Consider the following 26,891-nt stretch of genomic DNA (forward strand, 5'->3'; position numbering starts at 1 on the left):
TCCACGGCAATCGCCGCAAATATAAAAACAGAGCATCATTACTTGCCCATTATTGAACTCGTCGCTCCGGCAATGCGACGACGAAAACCGCCGAAGAGCCACTCGGAGAAACGGCCGACCCGTTGGAATATATGTAGCTCGGCAAGGTCGTCAAATATCGAATAAAAGACCGGCACCGCAAGAAGCGTAAGCAACAAACACAGCGTCTGGCCGCCGACAACGAGCACGCCGATCGAGCGGTTCGTGCCTGAACCTGCACCGGTCGAAAACACGAGCGGGATCATGCCCGCGACGAGCGCGAGCGTCGTCATCAGGATCGGCCGTAGCCGGTCGCGGTTCGCCTGAATGATCGCGTCATAGCGGCTCATTCCCGCGGCCCGCAAATTGTTCGTGTGGTCGATCTGGAGGATCGCATTTTTCTTGACGATACCGAACAGCAACAGAAGGCCGAGGCCGGAGAAAATGTTCACCGTTTGGCCGGCTATCAGAAGGCTCAGAATACCGAACGGCACCGCCAGCGGTAGCGTCAGCAGGATCGTCACCGGATGGATGAACGATTCGAACTGAGCTGCCAGCACGATGTACATAAAAACGAACGAAAGAACGAACGCGAGCAGGAAGTAGAAACCGGCCTTACCCATTTCCTTTGATTGGCCGACGTAGCCGGTCGTGTAGGCAGCGGGGAGATTGAGCTCGCGGACGTACTGGTCAATGGCCGAGGTGATGCTCGTCGCCGAGCCGCCCGGCCGCGTATTGGCAAGCATTGTGACCTGTCGTTGGCGGTTCGTGCGTTCGATCGAGCTCGGGCCGGTACCTTCTCTTGGAGTTACTAAGCGGTCGAGCGTTACCCATCCGACCTTGGACGAGGGCACGATCATTCGCGAGAGCCCTTCGATATCGGTCCGGTATTTCTGGACCGAGCGGACAACTACGTCGTACTGGTCCGTCCCGATGTTAAAGGTCGTCGCGTCTTGCCCGGCGACGAGCGTGTTAAGCGCCTGCGAGATATCGCCGATGCGGACGCCGAGGTCGGCCGCCAATTGGCGGTTGATCTCAAGCTGCACCTCGGGTTTGCCGGAGATCAGCGTCGAATCAACATCAACCGCATCGGGAACGCTCCGCATCCGCTCAAGGATCAGTGCCGAGTATTCCTCTAGCTTCTTCAGATCTGGCCCGGCGATCAGGAACTGGACGTTCGCGTTGCGGAACCCGCCGCCCGAGAACGCCTGCACCTGCTGTACTCCGGTGCGGAGATCGGGATACTTCCCGAGCAGGTCGCGCGTCGCGCTCATCAGGTCTTCCTGCGATCTCTCCCGGTCACCGATGTCGCTCAACTTAACGTAGATCGAGCCGCTGTTTACGACCTGATCCTGTCCGCCGCCGGCAGTTGAAAGCGTATCGGTAACGCCCGGCATTTGCCGTATTTCCGAAGCGATCCGCTCCATTGCCAGCGAAGTCGCACCGAGGCTGTAGCCTTCCGGGGCACGGAACGAGATCTCAAACTGCGATTGGTCATCGACGGGGAGAAAGTTTTTCCCGACGAAGTAAAAGAGTGGGAAGATCGAGACAAAGACCAGCACGCACAGCGTTACGATAAGCCAGCGATGGCCCATCGCAAATCGCAGCAAGCCCGTATAACGATCGAGGATCCATGAAAACCAGCGTGATTCCTTTGAGCTGTGCTCTTCCTTAGGTTCGGTATTTTTGCCTAGTGAGCCTTCGACCTTAACATCTGCAAGAAACGCCTCGTCACGCTTTTTCTTGACGTGCTTACGCTTGATCAGCCGTGCGGCAAGCATCGGCGTCAGCGAGAATGAAACGATCAGCGAGACGCCCACTGCGAAGGACGACGTCAGGCCAAAGCTCGACATAAAACGGCCGACGATGCCCTGCATAAAGCCGATCGGAACAAAGACCGCCATTAGCGAGAGTGTGGTCGCAAGCACGGCGAGCCCGATATCTCGGGTGCCCTCGATCGCCGCCTCAAAGGGGTCCATTCCTTTTCTTCGACAAAGCGATAGATGTTCTCAAGCACGATGATCGCGTCGTCAACGACGATGCCGACCATCAGCGTGAGCGCAAGCATCGTGATCGAATTGAGCGTATAGCCCATCGCGAGCATCAGGCCGAACGTCGCAATGATCGAGGTCGGAATGGCGAGCGACGCGATAAAGGTCGAGCGGAAACTCCAGAGGAAAAAGAAAATGACGATACAGGCGAAGACCGAGCCGAGGATGAGGTGTTCGGTGAGAGCTGAGACGGCGTTCTCGATAAAGATCGAGTTGTCGCCGATGATCCGCATCTCGTAACCCTGCGGAAGGCCTTGTTCTATCTCCGCAAGCCGCTCCTTTATCTCGCGGGCAACGGCGACGGTGTTTTGGCCGGACTGCTTTGCGACGATGAGGGTTACGGCAGGCCGCCCGTTAAGCCGCGATTCGGAGCGAAGTTCCTCGGCTCCGTCCTCGACATAGCCAATATCTTTGACCTTGACCGAATACTCGCCACGGGCCGCGACAACGACCTCGTTAAAGTCCTCGGCCCGCTGTACCTTCCCGAGCGTTCGGATGCTTGTTTCGGTCTGTCCTTCGTCAAGCCGGCCGCTCGGAAACTCAATGTTCTGGATGCGAAGGGCATTCGTCACCTCGGCCGGCGTGATGTTGTAGGACCGCATCTTGTCCGGATCGATCCAAACATTGATCTGGCGTTCCTGCCCGCCAACGAGCGTTACCTGGCCGACGCCGCTGATCGATTCGATGCGTTCCTTGATGCTCTTTTTCGCAACCTCGGTAACGTCGCGAACCGAGTCGTTGCCGCTCAGCGTGACTCGGAGGATCGGGGCGGCGTCGGTATCGAGCTTGAGTACGGTCGGTTGCTCGGCCGTGGTCGGAAGTCGCGGAATGACGTTCTGGACCTTCTGCTGTACCTCGTTAAAGGCGACCTCAACGTCCTTTTCAAGTACAAATTGAACGAAGACGCGCGAGATGCCTTCGATCGACGACGAACGAAGTTCATCGATGCCGCTGATGGTGTTTACGGATTCCTCAACGAGTTCCGTGATCTCGGTCTCGATCTCCTCGGGCGAGGCACCGGGGTTTACGACGGTGATCGTAAGGGTCGGGAAGTCGATCTTCGGAAAAAGGTCAACCCCAAGGCTGAAGAACGAAAACATTCCGACCACCACGAGCGAAAGAATAAGCATCGTGGCAAAAACCGGCCGCTTAACACAAACTTCTGCTAACCACTGCATATGAACGCTACTCGTCTGCCCGGCTGAACACGACCGGGCCGTCAGTCCAAGGCTATTGCCTTACAAAAATTCCGTCGGTCAAGAGATTCAGATTGCTGGTCGCAACCGTCTCGCCTTCGACAACTCCGCTCTTGATCTGGATCATGTTGCCCTCGAGCAGTCCAAGCTGGACCATCTGTTCGCGGGCGGCACCGTCGCGGATAACGTAAACGCGGTTGATGTCGCCGTCGGCACGCACTGCCGCAGCGGGAATCATCACCGCAGGTTCGGGAGTCGCTTGAGTGATGCGGACCGTCGCGAACTGGCCGGGCTTCAAGAGCCCGTCAACATTTTGCACTTCGGCCTCGACCGTCAGCGTTCTCGCCTGTTGGTTAAGCCCCGGCGAGATGCGGACGATGCGTCCGGCAAAGCTTCGGTCCGGATAGGCCGAGGTCTGAAGCGAGACGCCCTGCCCGCTCGAGACGCGGCCGACGTTCTGTTCGGGGATGTCGATGCGAAGCCGGAGCGTCGAGGTCCGCATTATCGTGGCGATCTTTGAATTGGGCACATTCGGCGAGATGTATTCGCCGACCTCGATGGATCGTTCGGCGACGAAGCCGCTGATCGGTGCACGAACGGTATTGTCGGCGACGGCCTTTTCCGCCTGCCGCACCTGAGCCTCGACCGCGCCGACTCCGGCCCGGGCACTATTGGCAGCCGCCCGGGCACTTTCAACCGCGGATTGAGCAGTGTTGATCGCACGGATCGCGACAGCGGCGTTCGAGCGGGCCTCGTCGAGTTGGCCGAGCAATGCATCACGTTGAGCCTTTCGCTGGTCGTAGATCGCACGCGAAATATCGCCGGTCTCAAGCAAACGCTCGGCCCTGCGGAGTTCCGTCTCGGCGAGTTGTAGATTGGCGGTAACGGATTTTACCTGTGAGAAGTCCTTGATCTGAAAGGTCTCGCCGTCCGAGACGCCGAGCCGTGCCTGAGTCTGGCGAAGACTGGCGATCGCTTGCTCGACGTTCGCATCGGCCTGCTGAACGGCACGACGCTGCTGTTCTAGTTGTGCTCGTGCTTGGTCAAGCCTGATTTGCGCGTCGCGGGCGTCGAGACGAATGAGCACATCGCCTTGGTTTACGTAGCTCCCGATGTCGAAATTGACCTCGACAACCTTACCAGGAATGGCCGCAGCGACGTCCGAGTTCGCGTCGCTGGTCAGGTTACCGGTCGCCTCGATATAAGAGGGAATCGCCTGGATCACGGCTTTGGCCGTCGTTACCTCGACCGATTCCGCCTGCGCGTTCGCGTTCGCGTTCGACGCGGAAGCCGCGTCTGAACCGGAACCGCATCCGGTTGCTGTCAGCCCGATCGCGGCAGCAAGAATTGCCGGAATGATAGAACCATTTCTTTGCATATAGCCTCTTGCAGGATCAGCTATTGCTCCTGCCTCAAAAAATCTAGTTTCTGATACCGTCTATCAAAATATTTGCGAACTCGCGGGCCACTTCCTCATTATCGGCGTCCAAAAGCGCCCGCTTTCGATCCCACAAAATGTCGTTTAATGAATGATGGATCAGCATTCCCATGAATGCCCTAACAACGATCCGCGGATTAACCTCGCGAAATGCTCCTTCTTTCTGCCGACGTTCGATGTAGCCGCCGATAAAGTCGTAGCCTGAGGACACGAACTCGCTGAAAAATCGGTCAGCGAGTTCGTGCTCTTCGAGTGCCGAGTACATCAGCAGTCGCATGAATGCAACGTCTTCCCGGTGCTTTGTCATCGCCATCCGGGCCATGTTGTAAAAGAACGCGAAGTCATCGCCGTTCTTCCATGCTTCCATCAATTCCGGGCACTGCTCCCAAGGGAAGCCCTCGCCCTCACCTGCGCCGCATGCCTGATGAAAAATGATCGCTCCGTAAAGCTCATCCTTGGTAGCAAAGTGGCGAAAGACCATCGCTTCTGAAACGCCCGAAGCCTCGGCGATCATTTTCGTCGTCGTACCGCTGAAGCCTCGCCGCGAGAAAAGTTCCATCGCGGTGTGCAGGATCTGGTCCCGCCGCTCGTCGCCGCTCATGCGGCTTTTGTGGTCGCAATTTTCCAGGATCTTTTGCAAAATCTCTCCGTTAACAAAAACTTAAGTAAGTCCTTACTTACTTGCGAAAAGCTAGAATCGCAATTCCGGAATATTTCTGTCAAGCCTGTTGAACGAAATTTTCAATGTTCGGTTCCGGCTTTTGGCCGGATCGCTTTCCAAATAACGCGTTGCTGGGCAGCGAAACGTATCACGTTCGGAACAAATTCCGTCAAAAAATCGTAACAACCTTAAAGACAAACGGTTCATCACACTCGGCGTTCGGTGAAAATGGGTTTCGTGCGTATTTTGCTGCGAGATTCAAACATCATCAAGGAGGAAGACGAAAAATGACGGAATTTGAGGCCGAAACAAAGAAAGCGGAAAAGGAACTCGAGCAGGGGCTCGTTCACATAGGCACGGACGGCACGGCCGCGGCCGGAGACGATGAGTATTTGGGAGAATTGAAGATGCAGGCACAGGAATACGGACAGAAGTTTCAGGACGCAGCTTCGCGAGCGAAGGATTATGCGACCGAAAGCTTTCAGTACGCAGGCGATAAGTTCAAGGAATTGCAGAACAAGGATCCGAAGGAGATCTTGGAAGATGCGAAGGACTTTGCACGCCAGAAGCCTGGACAGGCTCTTCTTATCGCGGGTGCGGTCGGATTGGTCGTCGGCTGGCTGCTAAAGCGAAAGTAGCCGAGAGTTTTGAGGGTTCGAAAAAAGAAAAAGGCCGCCTGGTTAAAAATCCGGGCGGCCTTTTTTTCTTATTGTTGGCTATGGATCAGCTTTCTGGTCGTATCGCCGAAAAGCACGTCGATCTTCTGACTTTCGTGCACGGCGGTGACCTCGCCGCGGCCGAATGTATCGTGGATCATAGCCTGACCCTTGCGGTACTTTCGATTGCGGTCATACGGAGCAGCGGATGTTTTGCGTCCGCCCGAAACGGCGGTCTTCACCCCGCGAACGAAGGTGCTCTCTGTGCCGCAGCCGGTGCAAGATGCTTTGGTTATTTTGCCAAGCTTTGTAACACTGACCACTTCATGCATCGTATCGTTGTCGCAATCCGAGCAGAGCATTTCCGTTTCCTGTCCGACTTCGTATTTTACTGCTTTTATCATAACTTTTTCCGACCTTCTATTTTACCTTCTTCGACGTCCTCGCCCAAAGGTTCGGTAGCTCTTTGCGGGTGCCGCGGCCCTGACCGCCTCACCGCCGAAGTTTGGCAGGTGAACGCGTTCGACCGCTTGGCCCGTAAGCCTTTCGATGGCACGCATCGACATCTCATCCGCAGCGGTCACAAGCGTGATCGCACGGCCAAGGTTGCCAGCACGGCCGGTTCGGCCGATACGGTGGACGTAATCCTCCGGAACCTCGGGAATGTCGTAATTGATGACATGCGAGACCGAGTCGATATCGATGCCGCGTGCGGCAACGTCGGTCGCGACGAGGATGTTCGTCCGCCCGGACTTGAACGACTTGAGTGCCGCTTCACGCTGCGACTGCGAACGGTCGCCGTGGATGCGGTTCGAGCGGTGGTCCCATCTCTCAAGCACGGTCGCGAGCCTGTCGGCTCCACGCTTTGTGCGGGTAAAGACAAGCACGCGTTCAAACGATTCCTTTGAAAGAAGCTCGAGAAGAAGCGGCATTTTATGCTGCTGTGCGACCGGATATGCAAACTGCTCAATGGTGTGAGCGGCCTTTCCGCGGGAACCAACCGAGATGAACTCGGGGTCGCGGACGATCTGCATCGCAATTGCTTCCATCTCAGGCGACATAGTTGCCGAGAAGAAAAGCGTTTGCCGATCCTTCGGCACGGCTTTTACGATCCGCTTGATGGCCGGGAGGAAGCCCATATCGAGCATCCGGTCGGCTTCGTCAAGCACGAGCGTTGTCAGCCCGCTGAAGTTGACCATGCCCTGCTCCATAAAATCGAGCAGGCGGCCTGGCGTGGCGATAAGAATATTGACGCCGCGTTCAAGCGACTGGATCTGTCTACCGTAACCGGCACCGCCGATAATGGCGGCACAGGTGATGCCCTTCGGGGCAAACTTACGGCATTCGACCTCGATCTGGTTGGCAAGCTCACGGGTCGGAGCAAGGACAAGGACGCGGAGTCCGCGGCTGGCCTTTTTATCGAACCGTTGAAGGATCGGGAGAAGAAACGCGGCGGTTTTGCCGGTTCCGGTCTGTGCTGTTCCGATGACGTCGCCGCCCCGAAGTATTATCGGGATGGCCTGTTTCTGAATGGGTGTAGGCTCAGTATAGCCAATTTGCTCGCACTTCGCCGCAATATCGGCGCGCAAGCCTAGTTCTACAAAACTCATTTAATTTTATTTCTCTCTATCGAAAACCAGGATCCGAGCGTGCGGAACTACAATGTCCGCCGGAGCGCATAAACGCGACCCCTTCGGCCCCGGATGCGAATATTTCCATTCGATCCTCAGGGCAACAGATCCAAGTTTGGTAAAGAAGCTTTCTTACGGTGGGTTGAAACTTTCGGTGTAACGGTTGCAGCGAATGACCAACGCGAGAGCGTACGGACGCACCGCACAACTTCTGACTCTATCTAACGAACCAACTCCCGCAATATCCTTTCCAGCCTTCACAACGAAGGACGGATTACCGTCGACAAAAGAGAGAAGGAATTATCAAACTATGAAATTACATTAATTAATGGGAAAAAGCAAGCTAATTAACACGCAGCCATTCGGCGGCCACTTCCCGCGGTTGCCGCTTATTGCCATCGACCTCAAGATTCAACATCCGCATCTCCTCGGTCGAGATGGCATTCCGGAGCCTTTCGAAGGCTGGACGAAGCACCTCGGCTTTGTCTTTTCGTGCAATAAAAACCGCTTCATACGGTGGAAAGAACCGCCGGTCGTCCACAAGTTGAAAGAGGTCCAAAGCCGATATCAGCCCATCGGTCGAGTTGCCGGCAATGATATCGAGCTCGCCAGCCGCAAGCGCACGATAGGTCAGCGAAAGGTCCATTTCACGCGGCTGCCGGGCAAAAGCAAAACCGTATGCCCGGGCAAAACCACTGTAACCATCGGCACGCGACATAAAGTCCTGGCCAAAGCCGGCCTGCCAATCGCGGGAAACGGGAACGGCGTCAGAGATCGTAACGAGACCTTTCTCGCGAGCGACGTCGCCGCGGATCAGGATCGCAAAGTCATTGGCAAAGCCGAGCGGCGGGCTCAGCATAAGTCCGAGGTCCCTTTCGTATGCCCCGGCCGTTTGTCGGTAAACCTCTTGCGGGTCGGTGATCGGCTCGCGTTTCAAAATGGCGGTAAAGGCGGTGCCGGTATATTCGGGATAAACGTCGATCGCATTGGCGAGCAGTGAATCGTGCGGGAGGTTTCCGCCGAGCTCGAACTGCCGCTCGACCGAAAAGCCTTCAGCCTCGAGCATTTGAGCAAGTATCTCGGCGAGGATGATCGATTCGGTGAAGTCCTTTGATCCGACGACGATCAGTTCACCGTTCGCGGGCAGTTCGCCCGATCGGATTGCCGCGGACTGAAAGCCCCCGAAACCGCCGATGATAGCGACAACTGCCAACGCTCCAACAATTCCCAGGCCAACGATCCGGCGGCGGGTCCGCTGTGTCCTCTCACCGATTGCGAAGGACCGCTCTATCTGACCGAGTGCGAGGTCGAAGAGCAACGCGAGCAGTGCCGAGGCGACAGCACCGGCGATCAGGAGATTGTTATCATTTTGCCGAAGCCCGCGGAAGATATAAGTGCCCAAACCGCCCGCACCAACCGCGGCGGCGACCGTTGCGACACCGACCGATATGACGACAGCGACGCGTATGCCGGTCAGGATCACCGGAGCCGCAAGCGGAAGCTCAACGAGCCGAAGACGCGCTGAGTCGGTCATTCCCATCGCGACGGCGGCCTCGCGGATCTTGGAGTCGATGCCGAGAATGCCCGTCACCGTATTGCGAATCACCGGCAATAGAGCGTAAAGAGCAAGCGCGATAACGGCCGTCCGCGCACCGATGCCGCCGATGAATGGCAGCGGTATCAAAAGGCCAAAAAGAGCAAGGCTTGGCACCGTCTGCATCACATTGGCAAACCCAAGCACCGGCACCTGCAGCGAGCGGACACGCATCAGCAAAACGCCGAGCGGCAATCCGAGCGCGACGGCGAACGCGGTCGAGAGCATCACAATAACGATGTGCTCGCGGGTCAGCATTATCAGCTCCCGCCAATTTGCCGTGATGAAATCGGTAAAGCTCATAGTGCAACGGTGTCAAGATATGCCCTCGCAAGCGGCAGCGGGGATGCGGAAAACTCATTCGGCGTCCCGAGAAAAACGACACAGCCCTTGTCCATCAAAGCGATCCGAGAACCGAGAAGCATCGCTTCGTGAAGGTCGTGTGTAACGAAAACGGCGGTCTTGCCAAGTTCACGGACAATGCGCGCAAATTCCTGCTGAAGTGCGGCTCGGGTCAGGGCGTCGAGAGCTCCGAAAGGCTCATCAAGCAACAGAATTTCAGGATCGGAGGCAAGGGCCCGGGCAACGCCGAGACGCTGCCGCTGGCCGCCGGAAAGTTCGTGCGGGAAGCGGCCGGCAAAACGCCCGGGCTCGAGCCCGACGAGAGTGAGCATTTCATCAACCCGGGCTCCGATCGAGACCGCGTCGCGGCCTGCAAGCCGCAAGGGAAGCCCGACATTCTCTGCGGCGGTCATATGCGGAAACAAACCGCCTTCTTGCAGCACGTAGCCTATGCCGCGGCGAAGCTCGACCGCATCGACCGCGAGAGTTGAGCGGCCATTTACCAAAACCTCGCCCTCGGTCGGCTCGATCAGGCGGTTGATCAGCTTCAGCGTGGTTGTTTTTCCGCAACCCGATTCGCCCAGCAGGACAAGTGTCTCGCCGCGGGCGACCGCGAGATCGATCTCGGCGAGTATCCGCACGCCCGCGATCTCGTAACTGACGGCGTTAAAAATGACGATGGAACTGCTTTCATTCACATTATTGGATCCCTTGACCGCGTCGCGGACCTACTCCCACTCGATCGTGCTTGGCGGTTTTGATGAGATGTCATAGACGACGCGGTTTATGCCGCGGACCTCGCTGGTTATTCGCGATGAGACGGCGGCGAGAAAGTCGTGCGGGAGCCGTGCCCAATCGGCGGTCATCCCGTCGGTCGAGGTAACGGCGCGGAGCGCGACAGTCTTCTCGTAGGTGCGGAAGTCGCCCATCACGCCGACCGACTGGATCGGCAGCAGCACCGCGAATGCCTGCCAGACCTCGCGATAGAGCCCGAAGTTGTGCAGCTCCTCGATAAAGATCTTGTCCGCCTTTTGCAGTAGCTCGACATTCTCGGGCGTGATATCGCCGAGGATGCGGACGCCGAGGCCCGGGCCGGGAAACGGATGGCGTTCTAGGATCATCTCCGGAATGCCGAGGTCGCGGCCGATGTTTCGGACCTCATCCTTAAAAAGCTCCCGAAGCGGCTCGATCAGCTTGAGGTTCATCTTCTCGGGCAGGCCGCCGACGTTGTGGTGCGTCTTGATCGTAACCGAAGCCCCGCGAAGGCTGACGGATTCGATCACGTCCGGGTAGAGCGTTCCCTGGACGAGCCACTTCACATCGCCGATCTTGTTCGCCTCGGCGTCGAAAATGTCGATGAACTTGCCGCCGATCGCCTTGCGTTTCTGCTCGGGGTCGCTGATGCCCGCGAGCACCGAGTAGAAATCCGCCGAGGCATCAACGCCGATCACATTGAGCTGCAGATTTTCCTCATAGGCCTTTAGCGTGTCCTCAAATTCGCGATAGCGGAGCAGGCCGTTGTTGACGAAAATGCATGTCTGCCGGTCGCCGATCGCCTCATGAACGAGGGCCGCCGCAACGGTCGAATCGACTCCACCCGAGAGCCCGCAGACGACGCGGTCGTCCGGGCCGACAGTCTCACGGATCCGCTCGATCTCTACTTTGGTAAAGCTCGCCGGGGTCCAATCGCCGGTGCAGCCGCAGATGTTGAAGAGGAAATTGCGAAGCACTTCCTTGCCGAGCGGCGTGTGCGAGACCTCCGGGTGAAACTGCACGCAGTAGATGCCGCGTTCGTCGGATTCCATCGCCGTGATGACGTCGCCGGTCGTCGCTGTCTTGTGAAAGCCGGGCGGGATCTCGGTAACGTGGTCACCGTGGCTCATCCAAACGTCGAGCTCGAACGGCAGCTCGTTAAAGAGCCGCGTTGAACCGCTCAGCACCTTGAGCTTTGCGTGGCCATATTCGCGGCGAGCGGCCGGTTCGCTTCGCCCGCCGAGGTCGATGGCGGCGAGCTGCATTCCGTAGCAGATGCCGAGGATCGGAGCCGCGATCCGGTCAAAAAAGCCGTCTTCGACCCGCGGCGCGTCCTCGTCCGTCACGCTCGAAGGCCCGCCCGAAAGGATGACGCCCTTCGGCCGCTTCGCGGCGATCGCCTCGGCAGCCAGATGAAAGGGATGTATCTCGCAATAAACGCCCTGCTCGCGGACGCGGCGCGCGATAAGCTGCGTATACTGCGAGCCAAAATCGAGGATAACAATAAGTTCGTGCTGCAAGCGGTAAGCTCCTTTTGGGTAAATGCCGATTATACGCGGAAACTCGCGATTGTCAGAAAAGGTGCCCTCGGCCATTCCAAAACTCATATCTCGCCCTCCGGTCGCGTTTCATTTTTTGCAGAGGCCATATGTTTCTGAAACGGTTGAAACGGTTGAAACGGATGAAACGGATGAAACGGATGAAACAGATGAATCGCCTGAAACGCGTGAAACGCCTGGAACGCGCGGGCCGGTCTTGGGGCTTTGGGCTTTGGTTTTGGGTCTTGGGCATTTGCATCTTCGCATTCTGAATTCTGAATTCTGACTTCTGACTTCTGGCTTCTTGCTCTTGACCATCGGTCATTGTTCCTCTATTCCGGCTTATGGCTAACAGCTAATCGCTTAAAACACCCGATCACTGCCGAAAAGCCATTGCGGTCCCTGCGATCTCTGCGTTGATAAATTCCATTCGCGCGGAGACGGCGAGGAATCCCCTCCTTTGCTGTTAACCATTTTCTTAGGTCGTGAAACCACAACGAATGAGGGTCCGTGAGATATGGAAGATATGGATGAAATGAAAGTTCTGGAGAGTTGCGAAGTTGCAGAGTTTCGAAGTTTTGAGTCCCGGCTTCAGCCGGCCGTTCGGAGTTCCAGCTTTAGTTGGCCCGAGTCGGAGGCCCGGCCGTGAGGGAGAGCACGAATGAAGAAGCCTGCGCGTAAGCGAAGGCATTGCTCTCGTTCCCGTTCACCGCATCCGAACCGAAGTCAGCCGATCGATATTGTCGTAGCAAACACCTTCGTCCCTTTCTGTAAACGTACTATAAAATCCAAGGAATCGTGCAAAGAAACGGATCACTGTATTTCAAAGCAAGTACAAATTAGGCGATACCGCTCGCCGACTTTCATGAAAAGGCATTAGAACGTCGATTTATAACTTGTGCAGCGACTTCGTCGATCTCAATTTTCGTAGAGTCTTGCAGGAACAAGTTAGAGAACTTCCCATTGCTGAGAGCTTCAGCGGCACGCTGGCTAATGAAAATCCCAAAGTGCCCCTGTGGCAAGAAAAAGTCAGAACCGTCCCATTGATCGGGTCGAACATTCAATCCGAGGTAGTAGTTGCTAATCGGGCCATCATTTACAACACGCTTTTTCACGCGGATGCTATTCGAAAGATCGATCGGCCCGCTTCTTCCAGTTACGTAGAGGCCGTGATAGCCGCTGACGTGTTCACCATTCTTCTTCGTTATTTCTACATTGAACCGCCCCCAACCTGAAAGCCCCTCGCTTTCTAACGCATTAACAAAACGATCTGAGATCAGAAAAAGTATCGCCGAGCTTGTATCAAGTACATCTCCGAAAACGTTCCCAGATCGTTGTACAAATTCAACCGGCATCGGTATCGAGTCAAATTCCCCTCGCAAGAGTTTACGTGGATCCGGAATCTCAAGACCGCACTCCTCGCGGGTACCTGAGCGCTTCAATTCAACCCGAGCAGCTTTTGGCGAAAGCCTCGTATGAAAAACCCAAAAAGGCGGTGTGCCCTTTGAGAGGCTAGAAGTCGACTGAGATACCATATCTTGTCATTATCGCTCTTCCGAAGTTAATAATATCGTCCCGACTTGGGTCCGTTGCGAGAAAGTTCCGCCATTCCCGGTTATACTGAGCAGCATAACGAAGGTGGCTGCCGCTTTGCCACCAAGCGCCGAACGAAGGATCATTGTGATTCAGTCCAGCTCTTGCGAAATCGTCGGCGAATTCATCTGGGAATACATGGTGCGCGTGCGAGTTTGGTGGGAGTTGGCCGGTTTGCTGGCTCAGATTATGTCGAAAATTTCTATAAGTGAAAGGTCGAAATTCAGGTACGAGATCGGTAGCTGTTTGAACTGGGACCGTAACGTTAGTTGGTTTACCGATCTGGCAGAATCTTGATAAGATCGCTCCACCCGCCACACGTAGACCAAGGCCGAGCGTGGAGCCCATTACTCCATTAGCCACCAGATCATTCCGCGAATCGAAAACCGGATCGTTTGGGCCAGGCGCGTTCACATAGCTTGGTGATGCTAGGATCAAAATACCTCCGCCAATAATTACCGGCGCTAACAAAGGGATTTGCCCAGTCGGGTCTCGGAGAGCGAGCGGCCGGTTGCCGACGTAACCGTAAAGATTTACGTCGCCGCCGCGAAAGCCGATCGGGTCTTCGGAGATGAAGCGGCCGAGGCGGGGGTCGTAGAAGCGGGCACGGGAGAATTGGAGTCCGGTGAACGAGTCGAATTCTCTGCCGGTGAATTGGTGCCGAGTTGGGAAGGAAGGATTCGTCGCATTGCCAAAGGAATCGTATCCCGTCTGTGCTGTCAAAGAACCCGATCAAATACCTGATTCCGACACTCGAAAAATTTCTTCGATCACTTCTTCACTTTCGCAATTTTGCCTCAATCGGTCCCAAGCTATCGCAGTCCGCTCTTTAGATCCCAGCCCTCGAGCAATCACATTCGCATCCTGCAATAGTAAATCGATCAAGTGCCAGTCGCTTGACGCCATGAATTTCCGCTCGTACTCTTTCCCGGTCCTCGACCACATATCTAAGTCTCCGCGGTAATAAACGAATAGCTTTAGTTTTTCCAGCGTAATCATTTTTGAAGCTCAAGGAACAGTGTGTAGTGTTATTTGGACGCCGTTACGCAAAAGTATTGGCATTTCAGTTCGTAACCAGATGCTTGTCGGCCGAACGCCGCCTGAATAAAGAAACGCGTCTGCCGAGCCACGCGTTCCACGCGCAAAACTTGCGGACAGGTCTCGCCAAAGAGGGTTTGATGCCCACCTTGGTAACCCCGCATTAGCAGCAGTCATTCCCCGTCCACCGAGGGTCATTTCGAGTGTGCTCCCTCCATTCGCTCGCGCAAAATCGGCTGCTGCTTTCATCGCACTTGGATCTCCGGACCAAAAAACCCGCGAACCAGAAGCCCGGGTCGCAAGCGATAGTCCACCGCGATATAGGCCAAGTCCCCCCGTCGCTGTCGTTGTTGCTACAGCCGCCCAGCCGCCAGCTTGGTAGGTAACAGAGCAGTTCCAATTGACATTTTCGATACCTTGCCACCTACGAAAGTAAGTCGTGAGTCCTAGGCTTGCGGAGTCGCCAAAGCCAACAGCAAAGTATATCGGTCCTTCGAGTGACTCTAGCATTGCTTGTTCGGCCCGCCAATTTCTCTCATTGGCCCACGCAACCCAGTTTCGCCATCCGTTTCGGCCTAGGGGATCAACAAACTGCAACGGATTGTTCCAAACGTATCCGTAAAGGTTAATGTCGCCGCCGGCGAAGCCGATGGGGTCTTCGGAGATGAAGCGGCCGAGCCTGGGGTCGTAGAAGCGGGCACGGGAGAACTGCAGGCCGGTGAACGAATCGAATTCTCTGCCGGTGAATTGGTACCGCGTCGGGAAAGCGGGGTTCGTTGCGTTCCCAAATGCATCGTAGCCCGTCTGTGCTGTCAAAGAACCCGTCGCGTCCGCCAGCCCGTTCGTCGAGCCGAGATGATCTGCCAGAAAATAGTTTACCGCAGTTCCGGCCTTGCTTTGCAGTTTATTGTCGATCCCCGGGCCGTTCTGGTATACGGTGATGCCCGAGACGGATGAATCGTCCCGAACGACATCAAGCCCGTCGTAGGTGAACTTGACCGAACCCGCCGGTCCGCCGTAGGTCTGCACCCGCCGGCCGAGAGCGTCATTAAACATACACAAACTCTGCGGGTTCCCTAGGTTGCGGATTCTCCGGAATCGGTGAACTTTGTTAAACGCCAACGGTAAGTTACCGTCGCAAACGCAATGGCAAGAAGTGAATAAATTGCCGAAAGTACCATTCCTTTAACACTTATCTCCAGAACGAAAAAGAGAACCGGGAAAATTCCCACCAGAGTTGGCAGCCATACTCGTTCCCGGGCCAACAATCCAATGAAGCCGCCAGTGATTATAGCTACTAACGGTAATGCCAGAATCTCAGTGACGAGACTCTTGCGAACGGCTCCATCGAAAAAAGCTTCCGCAAATTCTTCTTTTGAGATGGTGCCGGCGTGGAGAGCCTGCAATAGCTCACGCTCGCCAGAGAAGTTAAAAAACAACCATCCTGCGAAGCCCAAAAGCATACCGCTTAAAATGAAGCCCAAGACACCGATAAGAACGCTTCTAAACATACAGCTCCCACAATTGACGAAGAAGAGGATCAGAACTAGGCAGGCCATCCCCAAGAGCCTTCACCCCTCCCCATGCGCCCCGACCAAGTGGCCATGGCGAAACTCCACACCTTCCACCGTAGTAGATCATCATTTGGCAGCCTGAATTCGTTTCCAAATCCCGCCCGGTTCCGTATCTTTGAGATCTTCAGCCGCGACATCCCTTTGCGTGGCGGGAACAAACTGTATCGAAAGTAGGGTGGATCGGTCCTTCGCCGGTCATTACTCGATGATAGAAGGAGGAGGTTGTTGGGGGCAAGAAAAATCGGTCGGGTTTTGCGGGTGGGCTTGGTTGGGTGAATGTTCGGTTCGAGTTCTGTTTGATCAGTGTGACACCCTCCCTACGGGTCGGGTTTCCGCCTTTGCGGTTAAGGGACGGGTGAAAATTAAGTCGGATGAACCGCCCTTACTGAGGTGCGGGCTTACGCATTGCAGGTTATGGATTCCAAATTCCAGATTCCAGATTCTCCTCTCATCACTCGCCACTCTTCGCTAAGGAAAGCCCTTGCTTACGCGCGGGCCTCTGATGCGGGCGGTGGGGTTCGGAAGCTTTTTTCGGGGAGCGGGATGCGGCCGGATTCGTTGGGGATCTCGGGGAATTCTTGGCGGTGCCAGCGGAGCTTTGCATCCTCGATGGCTTCGCGGCTTGAGGAGACGAAGTTCCACCAGATGTGGCGCTTGCCGTCGAGCCTGGCGCCGCCGATTATCATGAACCGCGAATGTTCGGCGGCGCGCACCTCGGCCTCGACGCCCTCGCGGAAGACGGCCATCGTGCCCGGTTCTATCTCGCGGCCGTCCGCGGTGAGCCGCCCTTTTAGAAGATATACCGACCGTTCTTCGATCTCGCGTGGGATGGCGAGCGTCCGCCCCGCCGCGAGCTCCGCCTCGGCGTAGAAGGGCTCGCCGTGGGTTTCGACCGGCGACCGCAGGCCAAAGCCGCTCCCGAGAATCACGCGGAGCCTAGTCCCCTCGCCCTCGGTTTCCGGAAGCTCTTCGCGGCCGGTGTGGCGAAAGTCGGGCTCGCAATCCTCAAGCCGCTGCGGCAATGCGACCCACGTTTGCAGGCCGAAGAGCCCGCTGCCCGTTTCGTTTCCGGCGTCGGAAACGCGCTCGGAGTGGACGATGCCGCGGCCTGCCGTCATCCAATTGACCGCACCGGGTTCGATCACCTGCACCGAGCCGAGGCTGTCGCGGTGCTTCATCCGGCCGCTGAAAAGATAGGTCACCGTCGCAAGCCCGATGTGCGGATGCGGGAGCACGTCCATCGCCGTGCCGCTGACCACCTCGACCGGGCCGAAGTCATCGACAAAGATGAACGGGCCGACGGTTCGCCGCTCGCGGAAGGGCAGAACGCGACGGACGTCCATCGAGCCGATGCTCGCCTCGCGGGCCGGGATGATGTTCTCGATCATTTTAAGAATTTTGCACAACTCGCCGCCGAGCATCAAATGCAATTGTCTAAGCCGACCTAAGCGCTTATTATAGACGGACGTTCCGGCCCGTCTGATACTTATGTTCGAAATCCTCATCGTTCTTGCCGTGCTCGTTCTGGCGGTCTTGCTTTTCGTAACGGAGAAGCTCCGCGTCGATGTGGTCGCGCTTGTGGTGATGGGTATTTTGCTGCTGAGCGGGATCATCTCGCCCGAGCAGGGCCTTGCAGGTTTTAGTAACGCGGCAACGCTGACGGTCGGGGCGATGTTCGTCTTGAGTGCGGGGCTTTTTAAGTCCGGCGCGGTCAGCTTTCTCGCCGACATCACGACGCGTGTTTTCAAGAGCGGCTTTTGGGTCGGGATCATCACCGTGATGCTGATCGTCGGCGTGCTTTCGGCATTTATCAACAACACGCCAGTCGTCGCCATTTTCTTGCCGATACTGCTGGCCGTCGCCCGCGAGAACGACATCTCGGCCTCAAAGATACTGATCCCCGTCTCGTTCGCCTCGATGTTCGGCGGCGTCTGCACGCTGATCGGCACCTCGACCAATATCCTCGTAAGCTCGATCGCCGAGGCAAACGGCCTACGGCCTTTTTCGATGTTTGAGTTTACGCCGCTCGGCATCATCTTTTTCGTGCTCGGTACGCTTTATCTGCTGATCTTTGGCATCCGGATGATCCCGGAGCGGCGCGGCAGCGGCGACCTGATGGACGAATTCTCGATGAGCGACTACTTGACCGAGATAGTCCTTATGGAAGGCTCGATCTCGGCCGGGAAAAAGATCCGCGACGCTCCGCTCGTCAAGGACATGGAGCTGACGATCCTCAAGATCGAGCGCGAAGGCTCGTTCTTTCAGATACCCGGGCCGGACACGATCTTGAAGCAGGGCGACGTTCTGCTTGTTCGCTGCGATATCGACCAGATACGTACGCTCCAGGAACACGAGGGCGTGCAATTTAAGGCACAAACGAAGTGGGGCGACGATAGCCTATCAAACGACGATTACCGCCTGATCGAGGCAGTTTTGCTTCCGACCTCGGACCTGATCGGGAGCACGCTGCAGCTCTCAGGCTTTCGGAGCAGGTTCAGCGCGACCGTGCTCGCCATCCGAAGTAAGGGCCGCGTGCTCCGCGAAAAGCTTTCCGATACGGAACTGAGTGCGGGCGACGTTCTGCTGATCGAGATAGAAAAGACGCGGATCGCGAATTTTCGCCGGAGCGGTGAGTTCATCATCACCTCCGAGATGGAGACGACCGAATTCCGGCGAGATAAAGCGCTCTTTGCGGTGGCGATAGTTGCAGCCGTGGTTCTTTCGGCGACCTTCGAACTGGCGCCGATCGTCGTTTCGGCGATCCTCGGGGCGGTCGGGCTTGTGCTCGTCCGCTGTATCTCGATCGAGGAGGCTTATGAGGCGATCGACTGGAAGATCATCTTTCTGCTCGCGGGTGTGCTTTCGCTTGGCGTCGCGCTTGAGCAATCCGGTGCGGCGGCGCTGATCTCTGCGAATATGCTGAAATACGTCGGCGGTTGGGGGCCGATCGCACTCGTCTCGGCATTTTACCTGCTGACCTCGAGCCTGACCGAGACGATGTCAAACAACGCGACCGCCGCCCTGCTTGCCCCGATCGCGATCGTTACAGCGAAATCGCTCGGTGGCGACCCGACGCCTTTTCTGATGGCGATAACCTTCGCCGCCTCGGCCAGCTTTATGACACCGGTCGGCTACCAGACCAACACGATGATCTACGGCCCCGGCCAATACAAATTCATCGACTTCATCAAGGTCGGAACTCCGCTCAACGTAATGTTCTGGATCGTCGCGACCATCTTCATCCCCATCATCTGGCCATTTAACTAGTGGCCTCAAGACTCCGCCTGTCTGTTTCAGGTAACTTAGCTTCACCGTCGCTATTGCGACCTTCGCATCGCGAGATCCGCCCTGCAAGCGAGCTGCGGCCTCTGCGGTGGGTATGATCCGCCGCAGAGGCCACAGAGTTTTCAGGAAGATCGCTGAGAGCGTCCTCGGCTATCTCACGAACGCATTCGGCACGGGCCGGTCGCCGGTTGTACCAAAGGGGGCGATAAGCGTCCCTTGTGTGGACCGGTTTATGAACCATGTCGAGCTCGAGGGGCGAAAGACGGCCGCATCTAACTTGCCATCACCATCGTAGTCGCCCGGTGCCGGAAGATCTCCGCTCGCTCCCCAGGGAAATGCATAGAAGCTCGAGTCCTCGGACCGCAGCACATACCACTCACCGGTCGATGGCCTGAAATAAGCGATGTCCGCCTTGCCGTCGCCGGTGTAGTCGCCCGGTACGGCCAAGTCAGTCGAAGTGCCGAAGGCAAAGGCCCGATTCGCTCCGTCCGAGCTTCGCAAATACCACCACTGCCCTGAGCCCGGACGAAAGACGGCGATGTCCGTCTTACCGTCGCCGTCATAATCGGCCGGAACAGGCTTGTCGCCCGCGACCCCGAACGGCGTGATCGTCACCTGGCCATCTGATGACCTTCTCACGAACCACGTCGATGTCGACGGCCTGAACACAGCCGCATCCGCCCGGCCATCACCGTCAAAATCCGCTGGCGAAGGGATATCTCCGGTCGCCCCGAACGGAAACCCGAAGAACGTCGAATCCTCGCTTCTCAGAACAAACCACTCGCCGGTCGAGGGCCGCCAAAAGGCTGGGTCCGCTTTCCCGTCGCCCGTAAAATCGGCAGGCACGACCGTGTCTGTACTAGAACCAAAGGCAAACGCCCGGTTCCCGCCATCCGAAGAGCGGAGATACCACCACTGGCCCGGCCCCGGCCTGAACACAGAAATGTCCGTTTTTCCGTCGCCGTCGAGGTCAAAAGGAGCACGGCTGCCAACCGGCTTCACACCGTACCGCACGACCTCATACATCGAGCGATGGAATGAGAAGTCTCCATTTATCCCACGTGCCCTGATGTATCCGGTACGGTTTGCATCGGGAACTGAAATGGCCCAATCACTATAAAGCTGCCTAACGCCTTCCCCGAGATAGGTGTAATTCACACCATCGGTCGAATGCTCGAAAACAACCCGGTTCACTTCGATCTCAGATGAGCCGCGATTCCAGATGATCGAGTCCGGATTCACGGTCAAGAAGCTTCGAACTCCAGTTCCATGCCCCGTTCGGACAGCGGCAAACTGAGCGCGGGAGGCTCCGCTTACTGAAGTAAAGTAGCCGCTGAAGAGCATCTTGCCGTCACTGCGGAGCGTCGTTGCGAGGACATCGTTCGCACCGGAACTGGCAAACTGGTTAGCGAACGCCCCGTTGTCGCCAAGTTCGATTACGCCCGTCCTAGGTATTGAATTCACGGTCGACCATCGACCGGCGACGAACACCCGTCGATTCAGATCGACGTATATTGAAAACACAATGCTGTCCAGCGTTGGAGGAACAAAGCCCGAATCGAGCGAGCCATCGCCGTTCAGGCGGGCGATATACGTCCTTGTTACTGAATTTACGGTACCAAAGGCGCCACCAATAAGTATCTTGCCAAAACGGTCGAAAATGATCCTATGTGCGTAGGGCTCAATATTTCCGCCGAGTGATGTGGTAAACGACGTGTCGAGCGTTCCATTGGCATTTAGCCGGGCAATGCCCGTGCGGGCCGTCCCGTTAACGGTGGTGAAGTACCCGCCGATCACGATCTTCCCGTCTGCGGCGACCGCGGCGGCAAGGACCGGGGAATTGGCCGATGGCGCAAATGCTGTATCGAGCGTGCCATTCGCGTTGAGCCGGGCAATATTCGGGCGTGCCGTGCCGTTGACCGAAGTGAACGAGCCGACGATAAGGATCTTTCCGTCATCCTGAACAACAACCTCACTGACCCAGGCATTCGCACTGAATGTCGGTGTGAATGAAGTATCGAGGGTGCCATTCGGATTGATTCGGGCCAACCTCTCTCGCGAAGTGCCGCCGACGGTCGAGAAATCGCCGCCCGCAATATATTTCCCGTCCTTTTGGACCGCCAGAGAATAGGTCCAACCGTTCATGTTCGGATCCGCAAATGTCGGATCAACTGTTCCGTTCCAATTGAGCCTCGCCATTCCTCTCCGGGTTACTCCCCCGATGGTTGTGAACGACCCGCCTGCAAGTGTTTTTCCGTTCGGAAGGGAAACTAGAGCGACTGCGGGTGTGCTCGCAAATCCAACGTTTGTATCCACATCTACAGTGCCGTCGGGATAGAGCCTGGCAAGGTTCGTGTAGCCGGTCGTTCCGTTTATTTGGGTGAAGCTGCCTGCGGCGAACATCGCCCCACTATCCAAAAGCGCGATCTGTGAGATCCCAAAAGTGCCTCCCGTTCCGGCGACGGTAGTGTTCCCGGCGAAGGAGGTGTCAAGTGAGCCATCCATATTAAGCCTCACCAGGCCGCCCCGCTGAACTCCGTTGGCGTTGTTGAAATATCCGGCAACGATCAGCTTTCCGTCAGGCTGGATCTTCACATCGGTGGCGTATTCGTCTAGATTCGCATTGAACGAAGCATCCCCGTCACCATTTGGGAGCAACCGGGCGACTCGGTTACGGACAACATTCGGATCGCCGATTCGCGTAAAGCGCCCGACAACCACGATCTTTCCGTCCGTTTGTTCTGCGGCGGCAAAGGTGTGCCAGTTCGCGCCCTTCAGTTGCTGGTTTGCCATAAAGCCGGTATCGAGCGATCCATCGGCATTCAAGCGGGCAAAGTTCGGACGCGGTTGTCCATCAACTTCGGTGAACTGTCCTTTGATAAGTATCTTTCCGGTGGACAATACCGTGATGCCAAAAACAGCTTGATTCAGATTCGGATTGAAAGAGGTATCGACCGTGCCATTCGGATTGAGCCGGACGAGATATGAACGCGAGGTCCCGCCTACGGTTGTGAAATGGCCGCCAACTAGTATCTTTCCATCGGGCTGGCGGGCAAGCGAGCCTGCGCCGCCACCGATCGTCGTGGTGATCGAGCCGTCATTCACTCCATTTATATTCAGCCTTGCCAGGCCGGAACTTGCCGCGCCGCCGATCGTAGTGAATGATCCGACCACGATCATATTGTCGCCATCAACGATCATGTCCTGGATAAATCCATTCGCTGCGGGGTTGTAACCCATATCCAGGGCACCGCTGTTCTGAAATCGGGCCAAGTAGTTTCGCGGAGTACCATTGACGGTCCCGAAAGTTCCGTACGCATAGGTCCATCGCCCCTGGGCATGCAGTACGCCGAATGTAGTGCCATTTAGCGTAGGCATGAAACCATCCGACGCCGTTTGCCCTTTGGTAGTGATACTGCCCACTGCCGCGAGGGCGAGTGCAACAAAAATGACTGCAAAACCATTGACCAATAATTTTCTCATTGCTTTATTCCTTTTTTCTTCTTTTGGACGGGTCGCTTTCTCTTACCTCGTACTCAGAAAGATCAATAACAAACCTCAGGTTCGACGATTGTCCATGAGTCTCCCGATTCATTACGCGTCAGAGTTTTGAAAAACGGAGCATCGGCCCCGAAATTTCCCAAATGGCGACGGAAAAATGGCGCACGTGCGGCCGGGACGCTAAACGCGCCTTAACAGGCCGCAAGAAACACTTCAATGCGCAATTTAAGATCTGGAATCTGGAATTTGGAATTTGAAATTTGGAATTCCGGTTCGTTGTTTTCAGGTGGCCATAATGATATTTTATTGGATTGCGGTAATTTAAAAACGATATCGGGTATAGCCCATAAAAACCGGAGAATTTTAGATGAAGATCGGACTGCCAAAAGAGATAAAGGACAATGAATATCGGGTCGGGTTGACGCCGGCGGGCGTGCATGCGCTCGCGGGTGCCGGACACACGGTCTATGTGGAAAAGAGTGCGGGCGAGGGCTCGGGCTTTACGGATGAACAGTATGAAAGTGCGGGAGCGACGATGCTCGAGACCGCCGACGAGATCTGGGCTGAGGGCGACATGATCGTCAAGGTCAAGGAGCCGATCGCACCCGAATATCCGCGGATGCGGGAGAACCAACTGCTCTTCACCTATCTGCATCTGGCTCCGGAATTTGAGCTGACCAAGCAGATGATGGAGCGAAACGTGACGGGCGTCGCCTATGAGACCATCACGGACAAGCAGGGCCGTTTGCCGCTGCTGACGCCGATGTCAGAGGTTGCGGGCCGTATGTCGGTCCAGGTCGGTGCGACCTATCTTGAGAAAATGAACGGCGGCAAGGGCATTTTGCTCGGCGGCGTTCCGGGAGTTCCGGCAGCAAATGTGGTCATCATCGGCGGCGGCATCGTCGGTACGGAAGCCGCGAAAATGGCCGTCGGCCTCGGTGCAAAGGTCACCATCATCGACCGCAATCTCGACCGCCTGCGGCAGCTTGACGACATATTTCTCTCAAAGGTGCAGACGCTTGCCTCCTCGCGTTACCAGATAGAAGAGGCCATCTCGCATGCCGATCTCGTCATCGGCGCGGTGCTCGTTGTCGGTGCGGCGGCGCCGAAGCTCGTTACCCGCGATATGCTTCACCTTATCCCGCAGGGTGCGGTGCTTGTTGACGTTGCCGTTGACCAGGGCGGATGTTTTGAAACGACGCGGGCGACCACGCACTCGAACCCGACCTATTACGAGGAAGGCGTTCTTCACTATTGCGTGGCCAATATGCCGGGTGCGGTGCCGCGGACCTCGACCTTTGCTCTGACCAACGCGACGCTGCCCTATGCTCTCTCGCTCGCAAACAAGGGCTTTGAGCGGGCGATCGCCGACGACGCCGGGCTCTGGGAAGGCGTTAACACCTACGCCGGCAAGTGCACCTACGAGGCCGTAGCAACCTCGCAGAACATCGAATACACGCCGCTCTCAAGCCTCATCGATGGCGGCAAGACGGCCGCGGCTTAGAAAGAAGTTATCAGTGGCCGGTGGTCAGTGGTCAGTTAAGTTCGCTCTGGCCGGCGGCCGCGAACAACTGGCCACTCTTTATTTATGTACGAGTTTGCGGTAACACCGGCGGTGACGCAGCTTCGCAGGCAGGGTGTGATCATTACTGAGATCACGGCCGGCAGTCTTGGCGAGGAGTTGGAACTGCGTCCGGGCGACCGCATCGTCAAGGTCAATGGGCGGACGGTTCGCGACTATCTTGATTTTCGCTTCCAAACGGCGGGCGAGACCGAGCTTTCGCTGCGTGTAAAAAAAGCGAATGGCGAAACGCTTGAGATAGAATTTGACCGCGAAGAGGGCGAGGACTTCGGGCTCGGGTTTGAGCAGATCGTTCCGCGGCAGTGTGCGAACGAGTGCCTGTTTTGCTTTTGCAAGGGCAATCCCGAGGACGCACGGCCCTCGCTTTTTGTCCGCGATGAGGACATCCGGCTCTCATTTCTCTACGGCAACTACACGACGCTATCCTCGATAACCGAGGACGAGATGAACCGCGTTATCGAGCAGCGGCTCTCGCCGCAATACGTCTCGGTCCACGCGACCGACCTCAAGACGCGAGCGTATCTGCTCGGCGTTGACGAAAAGCGGGCGGATATCTCCGGCAAGATCGAGCGGCTGCTCGCGGCCGACATCGAGATCCACGCCCAGGTCGTGCTTTGCCCGGAGATAAACGACGGGCCGGTGCTCGAAAAGACGCTCCGCGACCTTGCCGCCAGTTACCCGAAGGTGGTGAGCACGGCGATCGTCCCGGTTGCCCTGACGCGTTATAACACCGATGAGCGGCTGACCCGCGTAACGCCCGAATTTTGCCGGCGGACGATCCGCGAGGTCGAGCGGCTGCAGAAAGAATTTCGGCGAACGCTTGGCGCGACCTTCGCATTCCTCGGCGACGAGATCTACATAAGGGCCGGTGCCGAGATCCCATCGCGGCGGCACTACGGAAATTACCCGCAGATCGAAGACGGCGTCGGGATGATCCGTTCGTTCGTAAATTCGTTTGAGAAACTGCTAAAGAAGACTCCCGAGGGCGAGCGAGCGGAAGCGGTCGGCATTGCCCGGAAGTTTTTCGTCGATGCCCGGACGCATCCGGCGGCGAGAGTGCCGGCCGAGCCAGCCGTGCGGCGTAATCCCGCACGCGGCGGCTTGCGGGCATCGGAGCTTAATGGCACGATCCTGACCGGCGAGATGTTTGCCCCGACGCTCGGCGAGCAGATCGCCCGCTTCAATGAGGTCCACGGCTCGCGGTTGCGGGTGATGGCGGTAAAGAATGAATATTTCGGCGGCGACGTCTCGGTTGCGGGGCTTCTTTCGGGCAGCGACCTGATGCGCGTTCGCGACGAGGTGGAAGGCGACTTTGTGATGATACCGCCCTCGGTAATCAAATCTGACGAGCCGGTGCTGATCGATGGGATGCAGTTTGCCGAGCTTGAGCACGCCTATCCGGTCCCGATCATCGCCGAGGACCTGTTTGAATTTCTCTCAAGAACGATCTAGGCGACAACGCAAAAAAAAAGAGCCCGGCGATCAGCGAAGATCGCCGGGCTTTTGTCTGAACAAGTTCCTATCGCGTGAATTTATAGACGATCACGCCGGTCACTTTCACCGGCTGGTTTGAAAGCAGCGTTGGCCGGAACTTCGCTTCGTGCCGCACCGATGGCGGCCGCACGAAGAAGCGGATGCCCACTGACCGATTTTGCCGAAACGACCCTTCCGTCTTCGTCTATCAGCACCTGGACGCTTACGTTGCCCTGAGCGTTGACGGCCATCGCGGTTGCGGGATATTGCGGCTTCGGCAGGTAGATCGCCTCGCCAGTTATAACGCCTTTTGAGATCGGTGCTGTCGGCTTCTTTATCGCGGGCGGCGGCGGTATGCTCTCGACACGTTCGGGAACGGGCCTGCTGATCTCGCCCGAGCTTGAACTCGAAACGCTACTACCCGAATTGCGCGAGGTTCCATCGGGACGGCCGCCGGTAAAGAACGGGCCAGAGTTGCGGTCATTGATCACGTAGGGGCCTAGCGGCCGCGGCGGTATTGTGTTTACCACCGTCGAGACGGAGTCCGGGGCTTTTTGCATCTCATCAATGCGGGCAATGCTCTCTGTCCGGGAGGGAAGCCGATCGGTGCTCGATGTGTTTGCGGCGGCGGGCTGCTTCGGCTGCGGTTCCTCGATGACACGCTGGGCCGGCTCGACCTGAGCGACGAGCATCCTCGCCATTTCGATATCACCGCCAATGTCGAAGTCGGCCGCATAGATGCTGACGATCACGGCAGAGAGAAAAAGGGCACCAACAAGAAGTGCGGAGACGGCAAAATATTTTCGGCGGCCGCGGGCATCGGCCCGGGAGCCATTCGTTTCAACAAGTACGTCAAACATAGTTCGGTTCCTCCAATTTGATCTGCCGGTGCCAACGGACGTCCCGGATGTTTCCGGTAACTTGCTTAGACACCGTTTCGCCGAATTTGTTCCCGTCTTAGGCGGTG

Annotated in this window: 20 protein-coding genes; 4 read left to right on the forward strand and 16 right to left on the reverse strand. The window is 56.7% G+C overall.

The window, feature by feature from the left end:
* Window positions 1-38: 38 nt before the first annotated feature.
* Genes IPM21_06600 through IPM21_06615 form a run of 4 tightly spaced genes read right to left on the reverse strand, consistent with a single transcriptional unit; the run spans window position 39 to window position 5,343 of the window.
* Window positions 39-1,997, reverse strand: coding sequence for an efflux RND transporter permease subunit (locus tag IPM21_06600; GenBank protein MBK9163577.1), 1,959 nt, complete (start codon window positions 1,995-1,997; stop codon window positions 39-41).
* Entirely contained in the window at window positions 1,922-3,247 is a 1,326-nt protein-coding gene (locus tag IPM21_06605) for an efflux RND transporter permease subunit (protein MBK9163578.1), read from the reverse strand. The genes IPM21_06600 and IPM21_06605 overlap by 76 nt, the downstream gene beginning before the upstream one ends.
* 52 nt (window positions 3,248-3,299) lie before the next feature.
* Window positions 3,300-4,643, reverse strand: coding sequence for an efflux RND transporter periplasmic adaptor subunit (locus tag IPM21_06610; GenBank protein MBK9163579.1), 1,344 nt, complete (start codon window positions 4,641-4,643; stop codon window positions 3,300-3,302).
* Between the two features lie 43 nt (window positions 4,644-4,686).
* A complete protein-coding gene (locus tag IPM21_06615; GenBank protein MBK9163580.1) occupies window positions 4,687-5,343 on the reverse strand; it encodes a TetR/AcrR family transcriptional regulator in 657 nt (218 codons plus the stop codon).
* A 308-nt stretch (window positions 5,344-5,651) separates the two neighbouring features.
* Between IPM21_06615 and IPM21_06620 the strand changes: the two genes are divergently transcribed.
* Window positions 5,652-6,002 carry a hypothetical protein gene (locus IPM21_06620; GenBank protein MBK9163581.1) on the forward strand — a complete coding sequence of 117 codons (351 nt, stop codon included), beginning with the start codon at window positions 5,652-5,654 and terminating at the stop codon, window positions 6,000-6,002.
* A gap of 68 nt (window positions 6,003-6,070) precedes the next feature.
* Here the strand turns inward: IPM21_06620 and IPM21_06625 are convergent, their stop codons facing one another.
* The 10 genes from IPM21_06625 to IPM21_06670 all read right to left on the reverse strand — a co-directional run bounded on the left by IPM21_06625 (window position 6,071) and on the right by IPM21_06670 (window position 17,471).
* Complete coding sequence (locus IPM21_06625; protein ID MBK9163582.1) at window positions 6,071-6,424, reverse strand: hypothetical protein; 354 nt, start codon at window positions 6,422-6,424, stop codon at window positions 6,071-6,073.
* 21 nt (window positions 6,425-6,445) lie between these two features.
* The gene (locus IPM21_06630) at window positions 6,446-7,630 is read right to left on the reverse strand and encodes a DEAD/DEAH box helicase (protein ID MBK9163583.1); all 1,185 of its coding nucleotides are present in this window, start codon (window positions 7,628-7,630) and stop codon (window positions 6,446-6,448) included.
* Between the two features lie 364 nt (window positions 7,631-7,994).
* Window positions 7,995-9,548, reverse strand: a complete 1,554-nt coding sequence (locus IPM21_06635; GenBank protein MBK9163584.1) for an ABC transporter permease/substrate-binding protein — start codon at window positions 9,546-9,548, stop codon at window positions 7,995-7,997.
* Window positions 9,545-10,285, reverse strand: a complete 741-nt coding sequence (locus IPM21_06640; GenBank protein MBK9163585.1) for an ATP-binding cassette domain-containing protein — start codon at window positions 10,283-10,285, stop codon at window positions 9,545-9,547. The genes IPM21_06635 and IPM21_06640 overlap by 4 nt, the downstream gene beginning before the upstream one ends.
* Before the next feature lie 30 nt (window positions 10,286-10,315).
* Entirely contained in the window at window positions 10,316-11,935 is a 1,620-nt protein-coding gene (gene guaA, locus IPM21_06645) for a glutamine-hydrolyzing GMP synthase (GenBank protein MBK9163586.1), read from the reverse strand.
* Between the two features lie 806 nt (window positions 11,936-12,741).
* Complete coding sequence (locus tag IPM21_06650; GenBank protein MBK9163587.1) at window positions 12,742-13,413, reverse strand: hypothetical protein; 672 nt, start codon at window positions 13,411-13,413, stop codon at window positions 12,742-12,744.
* The gene (locus tag IPM21_06655) at window positions 13,391-14,194 is read right to left on the reverse strand and encodes an RHS repeat-associated core domain-containing protein (GenBank protein ID MBK9163588.1); all 804 of its coding nucleotides are present in this window, start codon (window positions 14,192-14,194) and stop codon (window positions 13,391-13,393) included. Before IPM21_06655 ends, IPM21_06650 begins: the two co-directional genes overlap by 23 nt.
* 285 nt (window positions 14,195-14,479) lie before the next feature.
* Window positions 14,480-15,565: an RHS repeat-associated core domain-containing protein gene (locus IPM21_06660; protein ID MBK9163589.1), complete on the reverse strand. Its 1,086-nt coding sequence runs from the start codon at window positions 15,563-15,565 to the stop codon at window positions 14,480-14,482.
* Window positions 15,566-15,585: 20 nt separating this feature from the next.
* Complete coding sequence (locus IPM21_06665) at window positions 15,586-16,020, reverse strand: hypothetical protein (GenBank protein ID MBK9163590.1); 435 nt, start codon at window positions 16,018-16,020, stop codon at window positions 15,586-15,588.
* 548 nt (window positions 16,021-16,568) lie between these two features.
* Window positions 16,569-17,471, reverse strand: a complete 903-nt coding sequence (locus tag IPM21_06670; protein ID MBK9163591.1) for a pirin family protein — start codon at window positions 17,469-17,471, stop codon at window positions 16,569-16,571.
* Window positions 17,472-17,571: 100 nt separating this feature from the next.
* On the opposite strand from IPM21_06670, the gene IPM21_06675 reads away from it, so the two are divergent.
* Window positions 17,572-19,350: an SLC13 family permease gene (locus IPM21_06675; GenBank protein ID MBK9163592.1), complete on the forward strand. Its 1,779-nt coding sequence runs from the start codon at window positions 17,572-17,574 to the stop codon at window positions 19,348-19,350.
* Between the two features lie 168 nt (window positions 19,351-19,518).
* Here IPM21_06675 and IPM21_06680 read toward each other — a convergent pair whose 3' ends face one another.
* Window positions 19,519-22,851, reverse strand: coding sequence for a VCBS repeat-containing protein (locus tag IPM21_06680; protein ID MBK9163593.1), 3,333 nt, complete (start codon window positions 22,849-22,851; stop codon window positions 19,519-19,521).
* Between the two features lie 385 nt (window positions 22,852-23,236).
* On the opposite strand from IPM21_06680, the gene ald reads away from it, so the two are divergent.
* Together ald and IPM21_06690 are read left to right on the forward strand one after the other, a co-directional pair.
* The gene (ald, locus tag IPM21_06685; GenBank protein ID MBK9163594.1) at window positions 23,237-24,373 is read left to right on the forward strand and encodes an alanine dehydrogenase; all 1,137 of its coding nucleotides are present in this window, start codon (window positions 23,237-23,239) and stop codon (window positions 24,371-24,373) included.
* Between the two features lie 84 nt (window positions 24,374-24,457).
* The gene (locus tag IPM21_06690) at window positions 24,458-25,903 is read left to right on the forward strand and encodes a DUF512 domain-containing protein (GenBank protein ID MBK9163595.1); all 1,446 of its coding nucleotides are present in this window, start codon (window positions 24,458-24,460) and stop codon (window positions 25,901-25,903) included.
* A gap of 80 nt (window positions 25,904-25,983) precedes the next feature.
* Here IPM21_06690 and IPM21_06695 read toward each other — a convergent pair whose 3' ends face one another.
* The gene (locus IPM21_06695; GenBank protein MBK9163596.1) at window positions 25,984-26,784 is read right to left on the reverse strand and encodes an energy transducer TonB; all 801 of its coding nucleotides are present in this window, start codon (window positions 26,782-26,784) and stop codon (window positions 25,984-25,986) included.
* Window positions 26,785-26,891: the final 107 nt, after the last annotated feature.

It is taken from the genome of Acidobacteriota bacterium (assembly GCA_016716435.1).
GTDB lineage: Bacteria > Acidobacteriota > Blastocatellia > Pyrinomonadales > Pyrinomonadaceae > OLB17.

What these genes read in the sequence shown, in the direction of transcription:
- IPM21_06620 (MBK9163581.1), top strand. Translation starts at nt 5,652, where the DNA reads ATGACGGAATTTGAGGCCGAAACAAAGAAAGCGGAAAAGGAACTCGAG.
- IPM21_06600 (MBK9163577.1), bottom strand. Translation starts at nt 1,997, where the DNA reads ATGGACCCCTTTGAGGCGGCGATCGAGGGCACCCGAGATATCGGGCTC.
- IPM21_06630 (MBK9163583.1), bottom strand. Translation starts at nt 7,630, where the DNA reads ATGAGTTTTGTAGAACTAGGCTTGCGCGCCGATATTGCGGCGAAGTGC.
- IPM21_06625 (MBK9163582.1), bottom strand. Translation starts at nt 6,424, where the DNA reads ATGATAAAAGCAGTAAAATACGAAGTCGGACAGGAAACGGAAATGCTC.
- IPM21_06665 (MBK9163590.1), bottom strand. Translation starts at nt 16,020, where the DNA reads ATGTTTAGAAGCGTTCTTATCGGTGTCTTGGGCTTCATTTTAAGCGGT.
- IPM21_06610 (MBK9163579.1), bottom strand. Translation starts at nt 4,643, where the DNA reads ATGCAAAGAAATGGTTCTATCATTCCGGCAATTCTTGCTGCCGCGATC.
- IPM21_06660 (MBK9163589.1), bottom strand. Translation starts at nt 15,565, where the DNA reads ATGTTTAATGACGCTCTCGGCCGGCGGGTGCAGACCTACGGCGGACCG.
- IPM21_06635 (MBK9163584.1), bottom strand. Translation starts at nt 9,548, where the DNA reads ATGAGCTTTACCGATTTCATCACGGCAAATTGGCGGGAGCTGATAATG.
- IPM21_06650 (MBK9163587.1), bottom strand. Translation starts at nt 13,413, where the DNA reads ATGGTATCTCAGTCGACTTCTAGCCTCTCAAAGGGCACACCGCCTTTT.
- IPM21_06680 (MBK9163593.1), bottom strand. Translation starts at nt 22,851, where the DNA reads ATGAGAAAATTATTGGTCAATGGTTTTGCAGTCATTTTTGTTGCACTC.
- IPM21_06695 (MBK9163596.1), bottom strand. Translation starts at nt 26,784, where the DNA reads ATGTTTGACGTACTTGTTGAAACGAATGGCTCCCGGGCCGATGCCCGC.
- IPM21_06605 (MBK9163578.1), bottom strand. Translation starts at nt 3,247, where the DNA reads ATGCAGTGGTTAGCAGAAGTTTGTGTTAAGCGGCCGGTTTTTGCCACG.
- guaA (MBK9163586.1), bottom strand. Translation starts at nt 11,935, where the DNA reads ATGGCCGAGGGCACCTTTTCTGACAATCGCGAGTTTCCGCGTATAATC.
- IPM21_06675 (MBK9163592.1), top strand. Translation starts at nt 17,572, where the DNA reads ATGTTCGAAATCCTCATCGTTCTTGCCGTGCTCGTTCTGGCGGTCTTG.
- IPM21_06670 (MBK9163591.1), bottom strand. Translation starts at nt 17,471, where the DNA reads ATGATCGAGAACATCATCCCGGCCCGCGAGGCGAGCATCGGCTCGATG.
- ald (MBK9163594.1), top strand. Translation starts at nt 23,237, where the DNA reads ATGAAGATCGGACTGCCAAAAGAGATAAAGGACAATGAATATCGGGTC.
- IPM21_06690 (MBK9163595.1), top strand. Translation starts at nt 24,458, where the DNA reads ATGTACGAGTTTGCGGTAACACCGGCGGTGACGCAGCTTCGCAGGCAG.